Origin of the sequence: Streptomyces sp. CA-142005, from assembly GCF_050942335.1 — a bacterium.
In the GTDB taxonomy this organism is placed as follows: Bacteria; Actinomycetota; Actinomycetes; order Streptomycetales; family Streptomycetaceae; genus Streptomyces.
Genome location: NZ_CP192078.1, coordinates 4,246,095 through 4,263,365, shown reverse-complemented (window position 1 = coordinate 4,263,365; position 17,271 = coordinate 4,246,095). Strand labels below are relative to the sequence as shown.

General features: G+C 71.4%; 14 protein-coding genes and 1 other RNA gene. 13 read left to right on the top strand and 2 right to left on the bottom strand.

Going from position 1 to position 17,271, the window contains the following annotated elements:
* Window positions 1–180 precede the first annotated feature (180 nt).
* The 4 genes from ACQPXS_RS20080 (at window position 181) to ACQPXS_RS20065 (ending at window position 6,267) form a co-directional block, all read left to right on the top strand.
* Entirely contained in the window at window positions 181–1,857 is a 1,677-nt protein-coding gene (locus ACQPXS_RS20080; protein WP_433450743.1) for a serine/threonine-protein kinase, read from the top strand.
* A 157-nt stretch (window positions 1,858–2,014) separates the two neighbouring features.
* Window positions 2,015–3,241 (top strand): serine/threonine-protein kinase, encoded by a 1,227-nt coding sequence (locus ACQPXS_RS20075; RefSeq protein WP_433450742.1) that lies wholly within the window; start codon window positions 2,015–2,017, stop codon window positions 3,239–3,241.
* A gap of 765 nt (window positions 3,242–4,006) precedes the next feature.
* Window positions 4,007–5,113 carry a peptide chain release factor 2 gene (gene prfB, locus ACQPXS_RS20070; protein ID WP_365719313.1) on the top strand — a complete coding sequence of 369 codons (1,107 nt, stop codon included), beginning with the start codon at window positions 4,007–4,009 and terminating at the stop codon, window positions 5,111–5,113.
* A gap of 296 nt (window positions 5,114–5,409) precedes the next feature.
* On the top strand, window positions 5,410–6,267 hold the full coding sequence (locus tag ACQPXS_RS20065) for a hypothetical protein (protein ID WP_433450741.1): 858 nt from the start codon (window positions 5,410–5,412) through the stop codon (window positions 6,265–6,267).
* A gap of 173 nt (window positions 6,268–6,440) precedes the next feature.
* Here the strand turns inward: ACQPXS_RS20065 and ACQPXS_RS20060 are convergent, their stop codons facing one another.
* Window positions 6,441–6,632 carry a hypothetical protein gene (locus ACQPXS_RS20060; RefSeq protein WP_351809283.1) on the bottom strand — a complete coding sequence of 64 codons (192 nt, stop codon included), beginning with the start codon at window positions 6,630–6,632 and terminating at the stop codon, window positions 6,441–6,443.
* A gap of 236 nt (window positions 6,633–6,868) precedes the next feature.
* Here ACQPXS_RS20060 and ftsE point away from each other — a divergent pair, with 236 nt between their 5' ends.
* From ftsE to ACQPXS_RS20030, 6 genes are all read left to right on the top strand, one after another.
* Window positions 6,869–7,558 (top strand): cell division ATP-binding protein FtsE, encoded by a 690-nt coding sequence (gene ftsE, locus ACQPXS_RS20055; protein ID WP_031159396.1) that lies wholly within the window; start codon window positions 6,869–6,871, stop codon window positions 7,556–7,558.
* Between the two features lie 34 nt (window positions 7,559–7,592).
* Entirely contained in the window at window positions 7,593–8,510 is a 918-nt protein-coding gene (gene ftsX, locus ACQPXS_RS20050; RefSeq protein WP_351809280.1) for a permease-like cell division protein FtsX, read from the top strand.
* Window positions 8,511–8,577: 67 nt separating this feature from the next.
* Window positions 8,578–9,753, top strand: a complete 1,176-nt coding sequence (locus ACQPXS_RS20045) for a S41 family peptidase (RefSeq protein ID WP_433450740.1) — start codon at window positions 8,578–8,580, stop codon at window positions 9,751–9,753.
* 56 nt (window positions 9,754–9,809) lie between these two features.
* Window positions 9,810–10,289: an SsrA-binding protein SmpB gene (smpB, locus tag ACQPXS_RS20040; protein WP_433450739.1), complete on the top strand. Its 480-nt coding sequence runs from the start codon at window positions 9,810–9,812 to the stop codon at window positions 10,287–10,289.
* A gap of 159 nt (window positions 10,290–10,448) precedes the next feature.
* Window positions 10,449–10,817, top strand: a transfer-messenger RNA (tmRNA) gene (gene ssrA, locus ACQPXS_RS20035).
* A 166-nt stretch (window positions 10,818–10,983) separates the two neighbouring features.
* Window positions 10,984–12,078 carry a hypothetical protein gene (locus tag ACQPXS_RS20030; RefSeq protein ID WP_433450738.1) on the top strand — a complete coding sequence of 365 codons (1,095 nt, stop codon included), beginning with the start codon at window positions 10,984–10,986 and terminating at the stop codon, window positions 12,076–12,078.
* Here ACQPXS_RS20030 and ACQPXS_RS20025 read toward each other — a convergent pair.
* Entirely contained in the window at window positions 12,064–13,281 is a 1,218-nt protein-coding gene (locus tag ACQPXS_RS20025; protein ID WP_433450737.1) for an MFS transporter, read from the bottom strand. The two genes, ACQPXS_RS20030 and ACQPXS_RS20025, sit on opposite strands and share 15 nt — an antisense overlap.
* A gap of 96 nt (window positions 13,282–13,377) precedes the next feature.
* Between ACQPXS_RS20025 and ACQPXS_RS20020 the strand changes: the two genes are divergently transcribed.
* The 3 genes from ACQPXS_RS20020 (at window position 13,378) to ACQPXS_RS20010 (ending at window position 17,266) form a co-directional block, all read left to right on the top strand.
* Window positions 13,378–14,388: a LysR family transcriptional regulator gene (locus ACQPXS_RS20020; RefSeq protein WP_433450736.1), complete on the top strand. Its 1,011-nt coding sequence runs from the start codon at window positions 13,378–13,380 to the stop codon at window positions 14,386–14,388.
* A 251-nt stretch (window positions 14,389–14,639) separates the two neighbouring features.
* Complete coding sequence (locus ACQPXS_RS20015; protein WP_433450735.1) at window positions 14,640–16,019, top strand: nitrate/nitrite transporter; 1,380 nt, start codon at window positions 14,640–14,642, stop codon at window positions 16,017–16,019.
* 86 nt (window positions 16,020–16,105) lie between these two features.
* Window positions 16,106–17,266 (top strand): uroporphyrinogen-III synthase, encoded by a 1,161-nt coding sequence (locus ACQPXS_RS20010; protein WP_433450734.1) that lies wholly within the window; start codon window positions 16,106–16,108, stop codon window positions 17,264–17,266.
* The last annotated feature ends 5 nt before the right edge of the window (window positions 17,267–17,271 follow it).

The following is a 17,271-nucleotide window of genomic DNA, read 5'->3' as shown; positions in this document are numbered from 1 at the left end:
CACGTCCGGCCTGCGGCAACCAGTGGACCGACGGGAGCGTCTTTCCGTCGAACACATCGAACATGCTCGGGAACGCTTACGTAGTGCCCTCGGGGGCGGCACTACAGTGGATCGGAACAACCGGAACGACAACCGGAATGCAGACAAGCAAGCATCAGCAAGCAGCAGGGAGCGCGTGACGTGCGGCCAGTCGGCAGCAAGTACCTGCTTGAGGAGCCGCTCGGACGCGGCGCCACAGGCACCGTCTGGCGTGCCCGCCAGCGCGAGACCGCGGGCGCCGAGGCGGCCGTACCCGGGCAGCCCGGCGAGACGGTCGCGATCAAGGTCCTCAAAGAGGAACTGGCGAGCGACCCGGACATCGTGATGCGCTTCCTGCGCGAGCGCTCCGTGCTGCTCCGCCTCACCCACCCGAACATCGTCCGGGTCCGCGACCTGGTCGTCGAGGGCGATCTGCTGGCGCTGGTCATGGACCTGGTCGACGGCCCCGACCTGCACCGCTACCTGCGCGAGAGCGGCCCCCTCACGCCGGTCGCCGCCGCGCTGATGACCGCGCAGATCGCCGACGCGCTCGCCGCGAGCCACGCCGACGGCGTCGTCCACCGCGACCTGAAGCCCGCCAACGTGCTGCTCATGCAGGCCGGCGGCCAGATGCACCCGATGCTGACCGACTTCGGCATCGCCCGTCTCGCCGACTCCCCGGGCCTGACCCGCACCCAGGAGTTCGTCGGCACGCCCGCGTACGTGGCGCCGGAGTCCGCCGAGGGCCGCCCGCAGACCTCCGCCGTGGACATCTACGGCGCCGGCATCCTGCTGTACGAGCTGGTCACCGGCCGCCCGCCGTTCGCCGGCAGCACGGCCCTGGAGGTGCTGCACCAGCACCTGAGCGCCGAGCCGCGCCGCCCCTCCACCGTCCCGGACCCGCTGTGGACGGTCATAGAACGCTGCCTGCGCAAGAACCCCGACGAACGGCCCAGCGCCGAGAACCTGGCGCGCGGCCTCCGGGTCGTCGCCGAGGGCATCGGGGTGCACGCGAACGCCGCGCAGATCGCCGCCGCCGAGGGTGTGGGCGCGCTGCTGGCCCCCGACCCGGCCCCGACCGCCGTCCCGGGCGTGCCCGGCGCCGCCGACCCCACCCAGGTGCTGCCGCAGGGCTCGGCGGGGTCGTACGACCCCAACGCCGCGACCAGCTTCCTGCCGCACACCGGCGGCCCCGTCGGCGCCGCCGACCCCACCGCCGTACTGCCGAACACGGGCGCGGCCGACCCGACGGCGGTGCTGCCGAACACCGGTCCGCAGGGGCAGCAGCCCGAGCAGCCGCACCCCTGGCAGACCCAGCTGCGCGCCGCCCGCGACCGCAACGAGCAGACGCAGATCCAGTACCTGTCCCCGGAGGACGACCCGCTGCACCACCGGCCCCAGCGGCAGGTGGCCCGTCCTCAGCAGCAGCCGCGGCAGGCCCCGCAGGCCCGCCCGCAGCAGCCCCAGCCGCGCGGCCGGCAGCAGGGCTACCAGCAGGGGTACGGCTACGGGGAGCAGCAGCCCCAGCAGTACGCCCCGCCGCAGCAGCCGCAGCGGTACGCGCCACCCGCGCCGGAGCCGCAGCGGCCCGCCCGCGAGCCCCGGGCACCCCGGCAGCGCAGCGCCAACCCGATGAAGATCCCGGGGCTCGGCTGCCTGAAGGGCTGCCTGTTCACGATCGTCATCCTGGTCGTGGCGAGCTGGCTGATCTACGAGCTGACCCCGGTGCACACCTGGATCGGGCAGGGCCGGAGCTACTGGCACGAGGTGAGCCACTGGGCCGGCCAGGTGAGCAAGTGGATGAAGCAACTGGGCGGTTCCTCCGGCAGCGGCAACTGAGCGCCCGGACCGGGGTGACCCGGGGCGCGAACTCGCGGTAACCGCCCGCGAGTTTGAGGATTTGTCGACATCTGGCGGGTGATTTCCGTCTCCGCGGTGAAGGTTGGCTCGCCGGACGCGTAGTTTTATCGGCAACACGCGTCTGGTAGGAGCAGTCTTGGCACGGAAGATCGGCAGCCGGTACACCGCGAACCAGATCCTGGGGCGGGGCAGCGCCGGCACGGTGTGGCTGGGCGAGGGACCGGAGGGTCCCGTCGCCGTCAAGCTGCTGCGCGAGGACCTCGCCTCCGACCAGGAGCTCGTCGGGCGCTTCGTGCAGGAGCGCACCGCGCTGCTCGGCCTGGAGCACCCGCACATCGTCACCGTGCGCGACCTGGTGGTCGACGGCAACGACCTGGCCCTGGTCATGGACCTCGTACGCGGCACCGACCTGCGCACCCGGCTGGAGCGCGAGCGGCGGCTCGCCCCCGAGGCGGCCGTCGCGATCGTCGCCGACATCGCCGACGCGCTGGCCGCGGCCCACGCGGCCGGGGTCGTCCACCGGGACGTCAAGCCCGAGAACGTGCTCCTCGACATGCAGGGCCCGCTGGGACCCGGGGGCGCCCACCCCGCCCTGCTCACCGACTTCGGCGTGGCCAAGCTGATCGACACGCCGAAGCGCACGCGAGCGACGAAGATCATCGGTACGCCGGACTACCTCGCCCCCGAGATCGTCGAGGGCCTGCCGCCGCGCGCGTCCGTGGACATCTACGCCCTGGCGACGGTCCTGTACGAGCTGCTGGCGGGCTTCACCCCGTTCGGCGGGGGGCACCCCGGCGCGGTCCTGCGCCGGCACGTCACGGAGACCGTGGTACCCCTGCCCGGCATCCCGGAGGAGCTGTGGCAGCTGATCGTGCAGTGCCTGGCCAAGGCGCCCGCGTCCCGGCTGCGCGCCTCCGAGCTGGCGGCGCGGCTGCGGGAGCAGCTGCCGACGCTGGCCGGGATGCCGCCGCTGGACGTGGACGAACCCGAGCCCTCCGAGGGCGCGGCGGAGGAGGAGCCGGGGCCGGCGCCTTTGCCGGGTGAGCCGGTACGACGGCGGGGCGCGGTGTCGCTGGTGCCGGGCACCAAGCCGGACTCCAACCGGGACACGCACACCTCGATGCGGGTGCCGGGGCCGGACGAGCTGGCGGGCGGCGCGCACGGCACGGCCCGCGCTCCTCGCGCCGCCGGTGCGCCCCGGCCGGGCTCGGCCCGGCACAAGGCCGCGGTGCGGCGGCGCCGGGTGACTCTGGGGGTGGCCGGGGTCGTCCTGGCCGCCGTCCTGGGCGTCGGCGCGTGGTTCGCCTCCTCCGGCGGCGAGGACGACCCGACGCCGACCACCCACCCCACGTCGACCCCCTGACCCACCCAGGGGGCTCCACCTCTGTCACCCCTGGGTTTCCCCGCCTGGAGGAGGGCGCCCGGGCCCACTGCGGCTCGGCCGACGGGCGGGCGTTTCCTGGCTTTGGGGAGGGAAGTGGGGGAGTGGTCGGCTGGAGGCCGGTACGCGACGGTTCGGCCGGCCGGAGGGCTTCCCTCGGCCGCTGGGGGAGGAGCGGGGGCTCGGTCGGCTGAGGCGTGGCCTGGTCCGTCGCGGCTTGGGTGATCGGCTGGCTTCGGTGGGAGGGGCGGGAGCGCGGCCGGGCCGAGAGCGGCCCCGGATCGTCGCGGCGTCGGCGGCCGGCAGGGCGTTGACAGGCTCCCGGGAAGGGGAGGGCAGTCTCGGTTGGCCCCGAGGCGCCCCAGATCGCCGCGGCCCGGACAGCTGCCAGTCTCCCCAGGCCCCGGCGACAGGCGACCGGCGACCGGCGACAGGCGACAGGCGACAGGCGACCGAGTCTCAGGGGTGCCGGGTTGGTCGGGCGGTGGGCTCCACCGGCTCCTGAGGGAAGCGGAGGGCGTTGTCCCGGTCGGACGGGAGGTGCCCAGATCGCCGGCGTGGCAGCCAGGGATTGTCCCGGTCGGCGGGGAGTGCCCCGGATCGCCGCCATCCCAGCGCGCGGTGACCGAGTCTCGGTGGGGCGGTGCCGCCCAGCCGACCGGGATGGTGGGCCTGGGGAAAGGCCGAGGCCGGGGGCCGGGGCCCCGGTAGGGGCTCGGTGCTCGGCGGAGCCGTTACGCTGGATGCGTGGCAGTCGTCGATGTATCCGAAGAGCTGAAGTCCCTCTCCTCGACCATGGAGTCGATCGAGGCCGTCCTGGACCTCGACAAGCTGAGGGCAGACGTCGCCGTGCTCGAGGAGCAGGCGGCCGCGCCGTCCCTCTGGGACAACCCGGACGAGGCGCAGAAGATCACCAGCAAGCTCTCCCACCTCCAGGCCGAGGTCAGGAAGGCGGAGGCGCTGCGCGGCCGGATCGACGATCTCGCCGTCCTCTTCGAGATGGCCGAGGAGGAGGACGACCCGGACACCCGTGCCGAGGCCGAGTCCGAGCTGGCCGCGGTGAGGAAGGCGCTGGACGAGATGGAGGTCCGGACGCTGCTGAGCGGCGAGTACGACTCCCGTGAGGCGCTCGTCAACATCCGTGCCGAGGCCGGTGGCGTCGACGCCGCCGACTTCGCCGAGCGGCTCCAGCGCATGTACCTGCGCTGGGCCGAGCAGCGCGGCTACAAGACCGAGCTCATCGAGACGTCGTACGCCGAAGAGGCCGGCATCAAGTCGACCACCTTCGCCGTCCAGGCGCCGTACGCCTACGGCACCCTCTCCGTCGAGCAGGGCACGCACCGCCTCGTGCGCATCTCGCCCTTCGACAACCAGGGCCGCCGCCAGACGTCCTTCGCCGGTGTGGAGGTGCTGCCCGTCGTCGAGCAGTCCGACCACGTCGAGATCGACGAGTCCGACCTGCGCATCGACGTCTACCGGTCCTCCGGGCCCGGCGGCCAGGGCGTCAACACGACCGACTCCGCGGTCCGCATCACCCACCTGCCCACCGGCATCGTGGTCTCCTGCCAGAACGAGCGGTCGCAGATCCAGAACAAGGCCACCGCCATGAACGTCCTCCAGGCCAAGCTGCTGGAGCGGCGCCGGCAGGAGGAGCAGGCCAAGATGGACGCCCTCAAGGGCGACGGCGGCAACTCCTGGGGCAACCAGATGCGTTCGTACGTGCTGCACCCGTACCAGATGGTCAAGGACCTGCGCACCGAGTACGAGGTCGGCAACCCCGAGGCCGTGTTCAACGGCGAGATCGACGGCTTCCTGGAGGCCGGCATTCGCTGGCGCAAGCAGCAGGAGAAGTAACTTTGTCGACACGACAACTGCCGCCCGAGAGGCGGCAGTTGTCTTTTGTCTGGGTTTTACATCACACTCACAGGCTTCAACTCACCCCAAATGCCTCCCGATAGGACATTGCGCCCGCAACGGCCTTGACGTTGCTTTGAAAAATCGGAAGGGTGAAGTGCGGCATGCGTACTTCAGGGGCGCATGTGAACCGGGGGAATGAGTTGACGCGACTTCGTCACCGGCTGCCTCCCGTCGATCACGGCAACGCCCCATGCGCGCCTCATTGACGAACAGCTACTGGGGGTAGCAACCATATGACGAAGAAGACGCGGATCCGGGTCGCGCGGATAGCCGCCGGCGCCGTGATCGCGGCCGGTGCGTCACTGACCGCAGCCGGCGCGGCCTCCGCCCTGGACCTCGGCGTCCAGGCGGGCCCGATCAGCCTGGGTGTCACGACGGACGGCAATGACACCGACGGCTCGACCCAGGGGACGACCGACGGTTCCATCCAGGGCGCCACTCTGGGGGTGACCGAGGGCTCGACCGAGGGCGGTTCCACGACGGACGGTGGCACCACCGAGGGCGGTTCCACGACGGACGGTGGCACCACCGAGGGCGGTTCCACGACGGACGGTGGCACCACCGACGGCGGATCCACCACGGACGGTGGCACCACCGACGGCGGCATCGGCGGCACCGTCACCATCGGCGGCACCACCGACGGCGGTTCGACCGATGGCGGATCCACCACGGACGGTGGCAGCACTACCACCGACGGCGGCAACGGCAATGGTGGTGACAACGGCACCGGCGGTGGAAACGGCAACGGTGGCGGCAACGGCACCGGCGGTGGAAACGGCAACGGCGGTGGCAACGGCAACACCGGTGGTTCCTCCGGCACGGGTGGCAGCACCACCGGTGGCTCCACCGGCGGCAACAACGACACCCCGCAGGGCGGCGGCAACGACAACGCCTCGCAGGAGGAGGGCTCCGCGACCCTCACCGACACCGGCTCCGACACCCAGGCCCAGGGCGGCGACAAGCAGCTCGCCGAGACCGGTGCCGGCCAGACCGCGTTCCTGCTCATCGGCGCCGCGACGATGATCGCCGGCGGCATCGGCTTCCGCGTCCTGCCGCGTCTGGTCAACGGCCGGGGCGGCGCGGCCGCGTAACCATACGGCCATCGCATGACCATACGGTCAGGGCGTAGCCGGACGGCCGTTGTGTAGTCGTACGATCACGCAGCGCGTCAACCGCGCACACGGAAGGGCCCGGAGCTCCACGCTCCGGGCCCTGACGGGTTTACGGCACCGGTTTCTGGGACTTTTCTTACACGCGCCGGTTCTCAAGCGGTCTGGTGCGCCAGCAGCGCCACCGCGGCGATCAGCACCGCCAGCAGGGCGATCAGAGCCATCGGGCTCACCCCGCCCAGGAAACCCTCTTGCTGCAGTCGCTCGCGGTTGGCACGGCACACCGGGCACCGGCCCTCGCTCACGGGCGCCGCGCAGTTCGCGCACACCAACCGGTCGTACGTCATGCGCCCGCCCTCCTTGCACCGGCCATCACTCGTACAACGCTCACGGGAACGAGAACGTTCCCCCTCCACTGTGCCAGGTTCCCGCGGAGCTTGCGCGGGGCCTTGGAGAGCGGGGAGAGAGCAGCGGACGGTACAAAAACGTACAAGCCTTACCCAACCTCGACCTGCGACTGCACTTGCACACCCGGGTCGCGTATGGTCACGCTCATCTACCCCCGGCGACCCGTGGTGCATCCGTGATCCGATTCGACAACGTCTCCAAGGTCTACCCCAAGCAGACCCGCCCCGCACTCAGGGATGTCTCCCTGGAAGTGGAGAAGGGCGAGTTCGTGTTCCTCGTGGGGTCCTCCGGCTCCGGAAAGTCCACCTTCCTGCGGCTGGTCCTCCGCGAGGAGCGGTGCAGCCACGGCCAGGTGCACGTCCTGGGCAAGGACCTCGCACGCCTCTCCAACTGGAAGGTGCCGCAGATGCGCCGCCAGCTGGGGACGGTGTTCCAGGACTTCCGGCTCCTGCCGAACAAGACCGTCGCGGAGAACGTGGCCTTCGCCCAGGAGGTCATCGGCAAGTCCCGCGGCGAGATCCGCAAGTCCGTGCCGCAGGTGCTCGACCTCGTCGGGCTCGGCGGCAAGGAGGACCGGATGCCCGGTGAGCTCTCCGGCGGTGAGCAGCAGCGCGTGGCCATCGCGCGGGCCTTCGTCAACCGGCCCAAGCTGCTGATCGCCGACGAGCCCACCGGCAACCTCGACCCGCAGACCTCCGTCGGCATCATGAAGCTGCTCGACCGCATCAACCGGACGGGCACCACGGTCATCATGGCGACGCACGATCAGAACATCGTGGACCAGATGCGCAAGCGCGTCATCGAGCTGGAGAAGGGCCGCCTCGTCCGCGACCAGGCCCGCGGCGTCTACGGCTACCAGCACTAAGCAAGTTCACGACGGAAAGGCTCGACAAGACGCCATGCGCGCCCAGTTCGTCCTGTCGGAGATCGGTGTCGGTCTCCGCCGCAATCTGACGATGACCTTCGCCGTCATCGTCTCCGTCGCCCTGTCCCTGGCGCTCTTCGGCGGCTCGCTGCTGATGAGCGACCAGGTGAGCACCATGAAGGGCTACTGGTACGACAAGGTCAACGTCTCGATCTTCCTGTGCAACAAGCACGACGCCGAATCGGACGTCAACTGCGCCAAGGGCGCCGTCACCGAGGACCAGAAGAAGCAGATCCTCTCGGACCTGCACAAGATGTCGGTCGTCGAGAAGGTCGCCTACGAGTCGCAGGACGAGGCGTACAAGCACTACAAGGAGCAGTTCGGCAACTCCCCGCTGGCCAGTTCGCTGACGCCGGACCAGATGCAGGAGTCGTACCGGATCAAGCTCAAGGACCCGCAGAAGTACCAGGTGATCGCCTCCGCCTTCAACGGGCGCGCCGGTGTGCAGTCCGTGCAGGACCAGAAGGGCATCCTGGACAACCTCTTCCAGCTGCTGAACCTGATGAACCGGGGCGCGCTCGGCGTGATGGCGATGATGCTGATCGTCGCGCTGCTGCTGATCGTCAACACCGTGCGCGTCTCGGCGTTCAGTCGTCGGCGCGAAACCGGGATCATGCGCCTGGTCGGTGCGTCGGGCTTCTACATCCAGGCGCCGTTCATCGCCGAGGCCGCGGTCGCCGGGCTCATCGGCGGCGGGCTCGCCTGTGTGGCCCTGGTGGTCGGCCGGTACTTCACCATCGACCACGGCATGGACCTCTCCCACAAGCTCACGCTGATCAATTTCGTCGGCTGGGACGCGGTGTTGACCAAGCTGCCGCTGATCCTCGCAACGAGCGTTCTGATGCCGTCACTTGCGGCTTTCTTCGCGCTGCGCAAGTACCTGAAGGTGTGACGCATGCCAAAAGGGCCGTACGGGCATGCGCCCGTACGGCCCTTCGCGTTGTCCTAGACTCACCGCCATGTCAGGCCGCGACCTGTTCTGTCCGCCCCGCCGCTTCCGCCGCGGGGCCGCCCTGACATTGGTCTTCGCCGGCGTCCTGGTCACCGGCGCCGCCACCGGCTCGTTCCCGGAACCCGACGCGCCCTTGTCCGCACGCAAGGCCGTCGCCGGTCCGCCGCCCACGGCAGGCGGACACGAGGACGTGCAGCGGGCCGCCGCCGAGGCGATGGCGGACGGCAAGTCCCCGATGGAGGCCGCCGAGCGGGCCGTCAGCCGCAGCGGGGACCGCTGGGGGGCGGTGTACTCGCAGGACGAGTACCAGGAGTTCCAGGAGGCCCTCGACGGCCGCTACACCGGCGTCGGCCTGTGGGCGCGGCGCGAGCGGGACGGCCGGATCGAGGTGACCCGGGTGCAGCCGGGCTCGCCGGCCGCCGACGCCGGAATCCGCAAGGGCGACCGGCTGCTCAGCGTCGACGGCAGCAAGGTCGACGGGCGGCCGGTCACCGAGGTGGTCTCCTTACTGCGCGGCGACGCCGACGACGCGGCCGCGGGCACGCCCGTCACCCTGGGCCTGCAGCGGGGCACGCGCGCGTGGACCGAGACGTTGCACCGGGCCAGCCTGTCCACCGACTCCGTGACCGTGCGCCGGCTGCCCGGCGGGGTCACCGTCATCGGGATCGCCGCGTTCACCAAGGGCTCCTCGGACGCCGTACGCGCCGCTCTGCGGCAGGCCCCGGCCGACGGCGGGATCGTCCTCGACCTGCGCGGCAACTCCGGCGGCCTGGTCACCGAGGCGGTGGCCACCGCCTCCGCCTTCCTCGACGGCGGCCTGGTCGCCACCTACGACGTCAAGGGCGCCCAGCGCTCCCTGCACGCGGCCCCCGGCGGCGACACCGACCGACCCCTGGTCACCCTGGTCGACGGCGGCACCATGAGCGCGGCCGAGATGCTGACCGGTGCCCTGCAGGACCGGGGCCGCGCGGTGGTGATCGGCTCGCGCACCTTCGGCAAGGGCTCCATCCAGATGCCGACCCGGCTGCCCGACGGCTCGGTGGCCGAGCTGACTGTCGGCCACTACCGCACCCCCTCCGGCCACGCGGTCGACGGCCGGGGCATCACCCCCGACCTGGAGGCGGGCCCGGAGGCCCTGGCCCGGGCCGAGACGGTCCTCACCGGCCTGGGTGACCCCTCGTAGTCACGCGTAATCGGCTGTACTCCCACCCCCTGTGTGGTGCCAAAATGGTCGGCACTATGGCTAAGGAAAAAGGGCGCAAGCTGATCGCGCAGAACAAGAAGGCGCGGCACGACTACCACATCCTCGACACCTACGAGGCGGGTCTGGTCCTCATGGGCACCGAGGTGAAGTCGCTGCGCCAGGGCAGGGCCTCGCTGGTCGACGGCTTCGTGCAGCTGAGCGACCACGAGGCGTGGCTGCACAACGTGCACGTCCCCGAGTACAGCCAGGGCACCTGGACCAACCACAGCGCGCGCCGCAAGCGCAAGCTGCTGCTGCACCGCGCGGAGATCGACAAGCTGGAGTCCAAGTCCCAGGAGACGGGGCACACGATCGTGCCCCTCGCCCTGTACTTCAAGGACGGCCGTGCCAAGGTCGAGATCGCGCTGGCGAGGGGCAAGAAGGAGTACGACAAGCGCCAGACCCTGCGCGAGAAGCAGGACCGGCGCGAGGCGGACCGGGCGATGGCGGCGGCGCGGCGCAAGCAGCGCGGCTAGCCGGGAATGCACCGACCCCCGGTCGCGTTGAACCAGGTACGACGGCCGGGTGACCGGCGGGAATACGGTGGCACGGGCGGGCGTTGTTCCCGTACGATGGCACCTGCATCTCACAGCGGGTGCGTGTGACCCTCCTCGGAGGGGTTGAAAAATCAACATGGGGATGATCGGTTTCGACAGCGGCTGTCGAAGCAGGGGAAGCGTGTCGAGGAAGCGGCCATGATCTCGTAAACCACAGGCCGAAAAAAATAATCGCCAACACCAAGCGCGATTCCTTCGCCCTCGCTGCCTAAGTAGCGACTTGCGAAGTGTCAGCCCGGGGCTGTTCCCGACCCGGATCCTGGCATCAGCTAGGGAACTAAACCTTGATCCCGGTCACGGGGTGAAAAGGGAAACCAAACAGTGACTGAGCCCGTCGGCGACTTGTTCGCGTGATCGCCGGGGCCGAGAAAAGCGAAGCGAACTGCACACGGAGAAGCCCTGGTTCCGCACCGTTGGACGCGGGTTCGATTCCCGCCATCTCCACCAAGCCCCTCCGGGGGTTACCCCATGTGGGCAAAGGCCCCGTCGCTCGAAGCGGCGGGGCCTTCGTCATGAGCCGAGCGCACACCCCCTTGCCGGATTGGTCTGGACCTGCCACGCTGCCCGCGCCACCTCCCGCGTCCCGCAGGCCGCTCCCCTCCCGGAGGTTCGTATGCGCACCCGGTTCCGCCGCAGACTTCTCCTCGCCATCGGGCTGCTCGGCGCCCTGGTCGTCCCGCAGGCCCCCGCCGCCACGGCCGCGGCCACCACCCCGATGCAGATCTACGGCGCCTGGCACTGCTCGAACGACGCCTGCGTCTGGGGCACCGTTCGCACGGTGAGCGAGTTCGACAGCCAGAACCACTGGCTGATCGACCGCGGCGACGGCCGGCCCTCGGTCAATCTCGTCGTCCTCAGCTTCGTCGAACCCCTCAAACTGCTGCACGGCACCACCGACGCCACCACCCTGAACGGCGTGCCCCGCGGTATGACCAAGGACATCGTCCAGTACTTCACCTCCCACGGGATCCGGGTGATGCTCTCCATCGGCGGAATCACCTACACCGACTCCTGGGACAGCGCGCTCGCCGAGAACCCGGCCCTCCTCGGCCAGCGGGCCGCCGCCGTGGCGAGCGACCTCGGCGTCGGCATCGAGATCGACTACGAGCAGAACACCGGCCCCGACCTCACCGGCCTGCAGTCCTTCATCGACGCCTACCGGGCCGCCCACCCGTACGACGCCTCCGGTGCCGACCCCGCCGCCCGCCTCACCATCGACGTGGCCGCCGGCGACCGCTGGCTGATCGACCTCGACCGCAAGGCGACCAGCGACTGGCTGCGCACCGACGCGCCGGTCCTCGACTACGCCAACGCGATGGTGCCCGCCCGCCAGCCCTCCACCAGCTCGGCCATCGCCAACTGGCAGGAACACGTGGACGGCAAGCCGACCTACTCGCCCCCGATCCCGCCGCTCGCACCCGCCAAGTTCACCGGCGCCGTCTACATCAGCGACCAGAACAAGTCCCTGCCCGAGTGCACGGACTTCGCGAACTCCCTGGAGAACTCGACCGGTTCGTTCGTCCGGTCGGTCGCCCCGAACGGCGCCGGCAGCACCTCCGGCATGCTCGGCCAGATGTTCTGGGCCGCCGAACGTCCCTCCACCCGGGGCAGCGGCACCACCCCTCCGAACACCTGTGAGGGCGGCGTGGGCGCGGGCGCGACCGCGTACGGCATCCCGCTGCCGATGCCCGCGCTACGACAGAACTGATCCGTGCGCCGTCGCGCGCCGGACTGAACCGGCGGCCGGCGCGCACGAGTTGATGACCAGGGCGAGGGCGGCCGCGACGGCCGGAACGGCGAAGGCCGCGACGGCGGAGAGGTGCTCGGCCGCCCAGCCGCCCGTCGCCGAGCCGCAGGCGATGCCGGTGAGCAGCCCGGTCACCACCAGGCTCATGCCCTCGTTGAGGCGGTCGGCGGGGGTGCGCCGCTGCACCAGGCTCATCGCCGTCACCATGGTCGGCGCGGTCGCCATGCCCGCCACCAGCAGCGCCCCCGCCAGCACCCACAGCGAGCCGGCCATCCCGGCGGCCACCCACGGCAGCGTCATCAGCGCGGCCATCGCGGCCAGGCAGTGCCCGAGCCGTATCCCCGTCGGCTTGCGGGCGCCGTACAGCAGGCCGGCCGCGCACGAGCCCGCCGCCTGAAGGGCGAGGATCGCTCCCGCCGCCGTACGGTGACCCTCTGCGTCGGCGTACGCGATCGTGACGACCTCCATCGAACCGAACACCGCCCCGGTCGCGGTGAAACAGGCCAGCAGCGGCGGGATGCCCGGGCTGCGCAGCGGCGAGGGCGCCTGGGAGCGGGCCCGCGGCGGCGGCTCGGTGGCCCGCTGGGCGGTGAACAGCAGCATCCCGGCGAGCAGCAGCACCGCGCCGGTGAGCGTGCCCGCCTCCGGGAAGAACGTGCCGGTGAGGAAGGACGCCAGCACGGGGCCGAGCATGAAGCACAGCTCGTCGGCGGCCTGTTCGAAGGAGTTCGCGGTGTGCAGCGCGGCCGGCTCGTCGCGCAGCAGATGGGCCCAGCGGGCGCGGGAGAGGCCGCCGATGTTCGGGGTGGCCGCGGTGAGGGCGTAGGCGGCGAACAGGGTCCAGTCCGGGGCGCCGCAGCGGACGCAGAGCAGCAGGGCCAGGCTGCCGAGCGCGGAGACGACCGTGGCCGGCACGGCGATCCGGGCCTGCCCGTGCCGGTCCACGAGCCGGGCGATCCAGGGCCCCGCCAGCGCGGTCGCCGCGAGACCGGTCGCGGTGACGGCACCGGCCAGGGCGTACGAGCCCCGCGAGCCGGCGATCATCACGACGGCGCTCACGCTGAACATGCCCATGGGCAGCCGGGCGAGGAGGTTGCCGGTGGTGAAGGCGCGGGTGCCGGGGAGCGAGAAGAGACGGCGGTAGGTGCCGGTGGTCCTGGACATGACGGAAGGCATGGATTCACCCTCGCCCCGAGTGGATCACGGGGTCCAACACCTTCTCGGTGCCGATTCACGCACCTGCGTTGTAAGTTCACGGTCATGCCCGCCCCCGCCGACATAGACCCCCGTCTCCTGCGCGCCTTCGTCGCCGTGGCCGAGGAACTGCACTTCACCCGGGCCGCGGCCCGTCTGTACGTCGCCCAGCAGGCGCTCAGCCGGGACGTACGGCGGCTGGAGCGGGAGCTGGGCGCCGAGCTGTTCGTGCGGACGACCCGGCAGGTGACCCTGACCACGGACGGCGACCGGCTGCTGCCGCACGCCCGGCGGGTCCTCGCCGCCCAGGACGACCTGCTCGCGGCCTTCGCCCCCGGCCGGTCCCGGCCGCTGCTGGTGGACCTCAACTCACCGGGCCTGGTCACCGGCCGCCGTGTGCTGCACCGGGCCCGCGAGCTCGCCCCGGACTGCGAGCTGATGGCCCGTTACGAGAGCGGCCTGACCGGGGCCGCCGCCGAGCTGCTGACCGGTCGGCTGGACGCCTCCTTCGGCCGTTTCGCCGGCCTGGACCCGGCGCTGCGCTCCGGCCTGGAGCAGCAGCCGGTGCGTCTCGAGCCGATGGCCGTCGTCCTGCCCGAGGACCATCCGCTGGCCGCCCGCGCCGAGGTGCCGCTGGCCGCGCTGGCCGGCGAGACCGTGTACGCCGGCGCCGGCAACCCGCGCACCCTGGAGTGGACCGACCTGGCGAGCCGGCTCTTCGAGGGCCGCGGCATCCGGCTCGCCGCACCCCTGCCGCTGGCCGTCGGGGACGAGGAGTTCGAGCGGATCATGGCCAAGAACCGGCATCCGGTCCTGGCCGTGGTCGACTTTCCGGCCATGCCCCGCACCGTCCGCCGCCCGCTCGTCGGTCCGGTTCCGCTGTCGCCGGTCTCCCTGGTCTGGCGCAAGGGGCTGGTCCATCCCGGACTGGACGCGCTGCGCGGGGCGGCGGCGGAGCTCGCGGCGGCGGAGGGCTGGCTGCGGCGGCCGTACGGGAGCTGGATGCCTGCCGCCGACGAGACGGCGATGACGGGCGCCGGGGGGAACGGTACGCGCACGGGACCGCCCGGGCCGTAGTCACCCGGGCGGTCCCGTGCGCGTGTGGTGCTCCGGTACGGGGCGACGGGCCGCCCGGAGCACCGGTACAAGATCGCGTCCTGAGCTCCCGCGGTCTCCCCTCACCGGCCGCCCCCGCGCCGAGTGAGAGCAACGTTCCCTTCCGGTCACCCACAGCCACAGGCAGGAAACGCGCCCTCCCTACCTTCGGGCTGAGCCGGTCGATGGCAGGTCGACGGCGGACCGAGCAGCCGGAGCCCCGTGGAGGCGTGATGACAGCCCCAGCCCCAACAGCCCCAACCCGTCGCAGTGGCCGCTGGATCGAACGCTGGGACCCGGAGGACGAGGGATTCTGGAAGGCGACCGGGGAGCGGATCGCCAACCGGAACCTGTGGTTCTCGGTCCTCTCGGAGCACATCGGCTTCTCGATCTGGACCCTGTGGTCCGTCCTCGTCCTGTTCATGGGCCCCGAGTACGGCCTCACGCCCGCCGACAAGTTCCTGCTGACCTCGATGGTCACCCTCGTCGGCGCGGTCGTGCGCGTCCCCTACACCTTCGCCGTGGCCGTGTTCGGCGGCCGCAACTGGACGATCATCTCGGCGAGCCTGCTGCTGATCCCGACGATCGCGGCCTTCGCGGTCATGGAACCGGGCACGTCCTTCAGCACGTTCCTCGTCGTCGGCCTGCTGGCCGGCATCGGCGGCGGCAACTTCGCCTCCTCCATGACCAACATCAACGCCTTCTTCCCGCTGAAGAAGAAGGGCTGGGCGCTCGGCCTGAACGCGGGCGGCGGCAACATCGGCGTGCCCGTCATCCAACTCGTCGCCCTCGCGGTCATCGGCGCGAGCGGCGGCCCGCGCGTCCTGCTGGGCATCTACATCCCGCTGATCGTCGTGGCCGCGATGCTGGCCGCCCTCTTCATGGACAACCTGGCCTCCGTGAAGAACGACACCGGCGCGGCCAAGGACGCCGCGAAGGACGCCCACACCTGGATCATGTCCTTCCTCTACGTCGGCACCTTCGGCTCCTTCATCGGCTACAGCTTCGCCTTCGGCCAGGTCCTGACGATCCAGTTCGGCCGCACCCCGCTCCAGGCGGCGTACCTCACCTTCATCGGCCCGCTGCTCGGCTCCCTGATCCGCCCCGTCGGCGGCCGGCTCGCCGACCGTTTCGGCGGCGCCCGCATCACCCTGTGGAACTACGTCGCCATGGCCGCCGCCACGGCCGTACTGATCGCCGCGAGCCGGGAGAAGTCGCTGCCGCTGTTCGTGTCCGTCTTCGTCGTCCTGTTCGTGCTCAGCGGGCTCGGCAACGGCTCGACGTACAAGATGATCCCCGGCATCTTCCAGGCGAAGGCCATGGCCAAGGGTCTGGAGGGGGAGGCCGCGGCGGCTTACGGCCGTCGGCTGTCCGGCGCCTCCATGGGTCTGATCGGCGCGGTCGGCGCGCTCGGCGGAGTCGGTATCAACCTCGCCTTCCGCCAGTCCTTCCTGTCCTACGGCAGCGGCACCGGAGCGTTCGTCGCCTTCCTCGCCTTCTACGGGCTCTGCTTCGCGGTGACGTGGGCCGTATACCTTCGCCGCCCGGCGCGACAGGCCGTGGCAGTGGCGGCTTCGGAGACAAAGGCGCAGCTCAGCTACGCCGAAGTGTGACGTAACACCGGCGCAATCACGGCGAACCGAGCCTGTCACGCGCCGTTGACAGGCTCGATTCGCGCGCCGGCCAGCTAGGAGAGCCCATGTACGACGAAGACCAGCAACCCGGAGCCGTCGAGCACGGTCCGCTCGCGGGATTCACCGTGGGCGTCACCGCCGCGCGCCGGGCCGACGAGCTGGGCGCCCTGCTCCAGCGGCGCGGTGCCGCCGTCCTGCACGCACCGGCCCTGCGCATCGTGCCGCTGGCCGACGACGGCGAACTCCTCGCCGCGACGAAGGAGATCATCGACCAGGTGCCCGACGTGGTCGTGGCCACCACGGCGATCGGCTTCCGGGGCTGGGTGGAGGCCGCCGACGGCTGGGGCCTCGGCGAGCAGCTGCTCGGCCGGCTGCGCGGCGCCGAACTCCTGGCCAGGGGCCCGAAGGTCAAGGGCGCGATCCGCGCGGCCGGGCTGACGGAGGAGTGGTCGCCCTCCTCGGAGTCCCTGGCCGAGGTCCTGGACCGCCTGCTGGAGGAGGGTGTCGACGGCCGCCGTATCGCCGTACAGCTGCACGGCGAACCGCTCCCGGGCTTCGTGGAGTCCCTGCGGGCCGGCGGAGCGGAGGTGGTCCCGGTCCCGGTGTACCGCTGGATGCCCCCGGAGGACATCACCCCGCTGGACCGCCTCCTGGACGCGACGGTCTGCCGCTCCCTGGACGCCCTCACCTTCACCAGCGCCCCCGCGGCCGCCTCGCTGCTGTCCCGGGCGGAGGAGCGGGGCCTGCTCACCGACCTGCTGTCAGCCCTCGCCCACGACGTCCTCCCGGCCTGCGTGGGCCCGGTCACGGCGCTCCCCCTCCAGGCCCACGGCGTGGACACGATCCAGCCGGAACGCTTCCGCCTCGGCCCCCTGGTCCAACTCCTGTGCCAGGAACTGCCGGCCCGCGCCCGCGCGTTGCCGATCGCCGGCCACCGGGTGGAGATCCGTGGCCACGCGGTCCTCGTCGACGGCGCCCTCAAGCCGGTCCCCCCGGCGGGCATGTCGTTGCTGCGGGCCCTGTCGCGCCGCCCTGGCTGGGTGGTGCCCCGCGCCGACCTCCTGCGCGCCCTGCCGGGCGCGGGCCGCGACGAGCACGCCGTGGAGACGGCGATGGCGAGACTCCGCACGGCCCTCGGCGCCCCCAAGCTGATCCAGACGGTGGTCAAGCGCGGCTACCGCCTGGCCCTGGACCCGGCGACGGACGCGAAGTACGCGGACGGGTAGCCGAG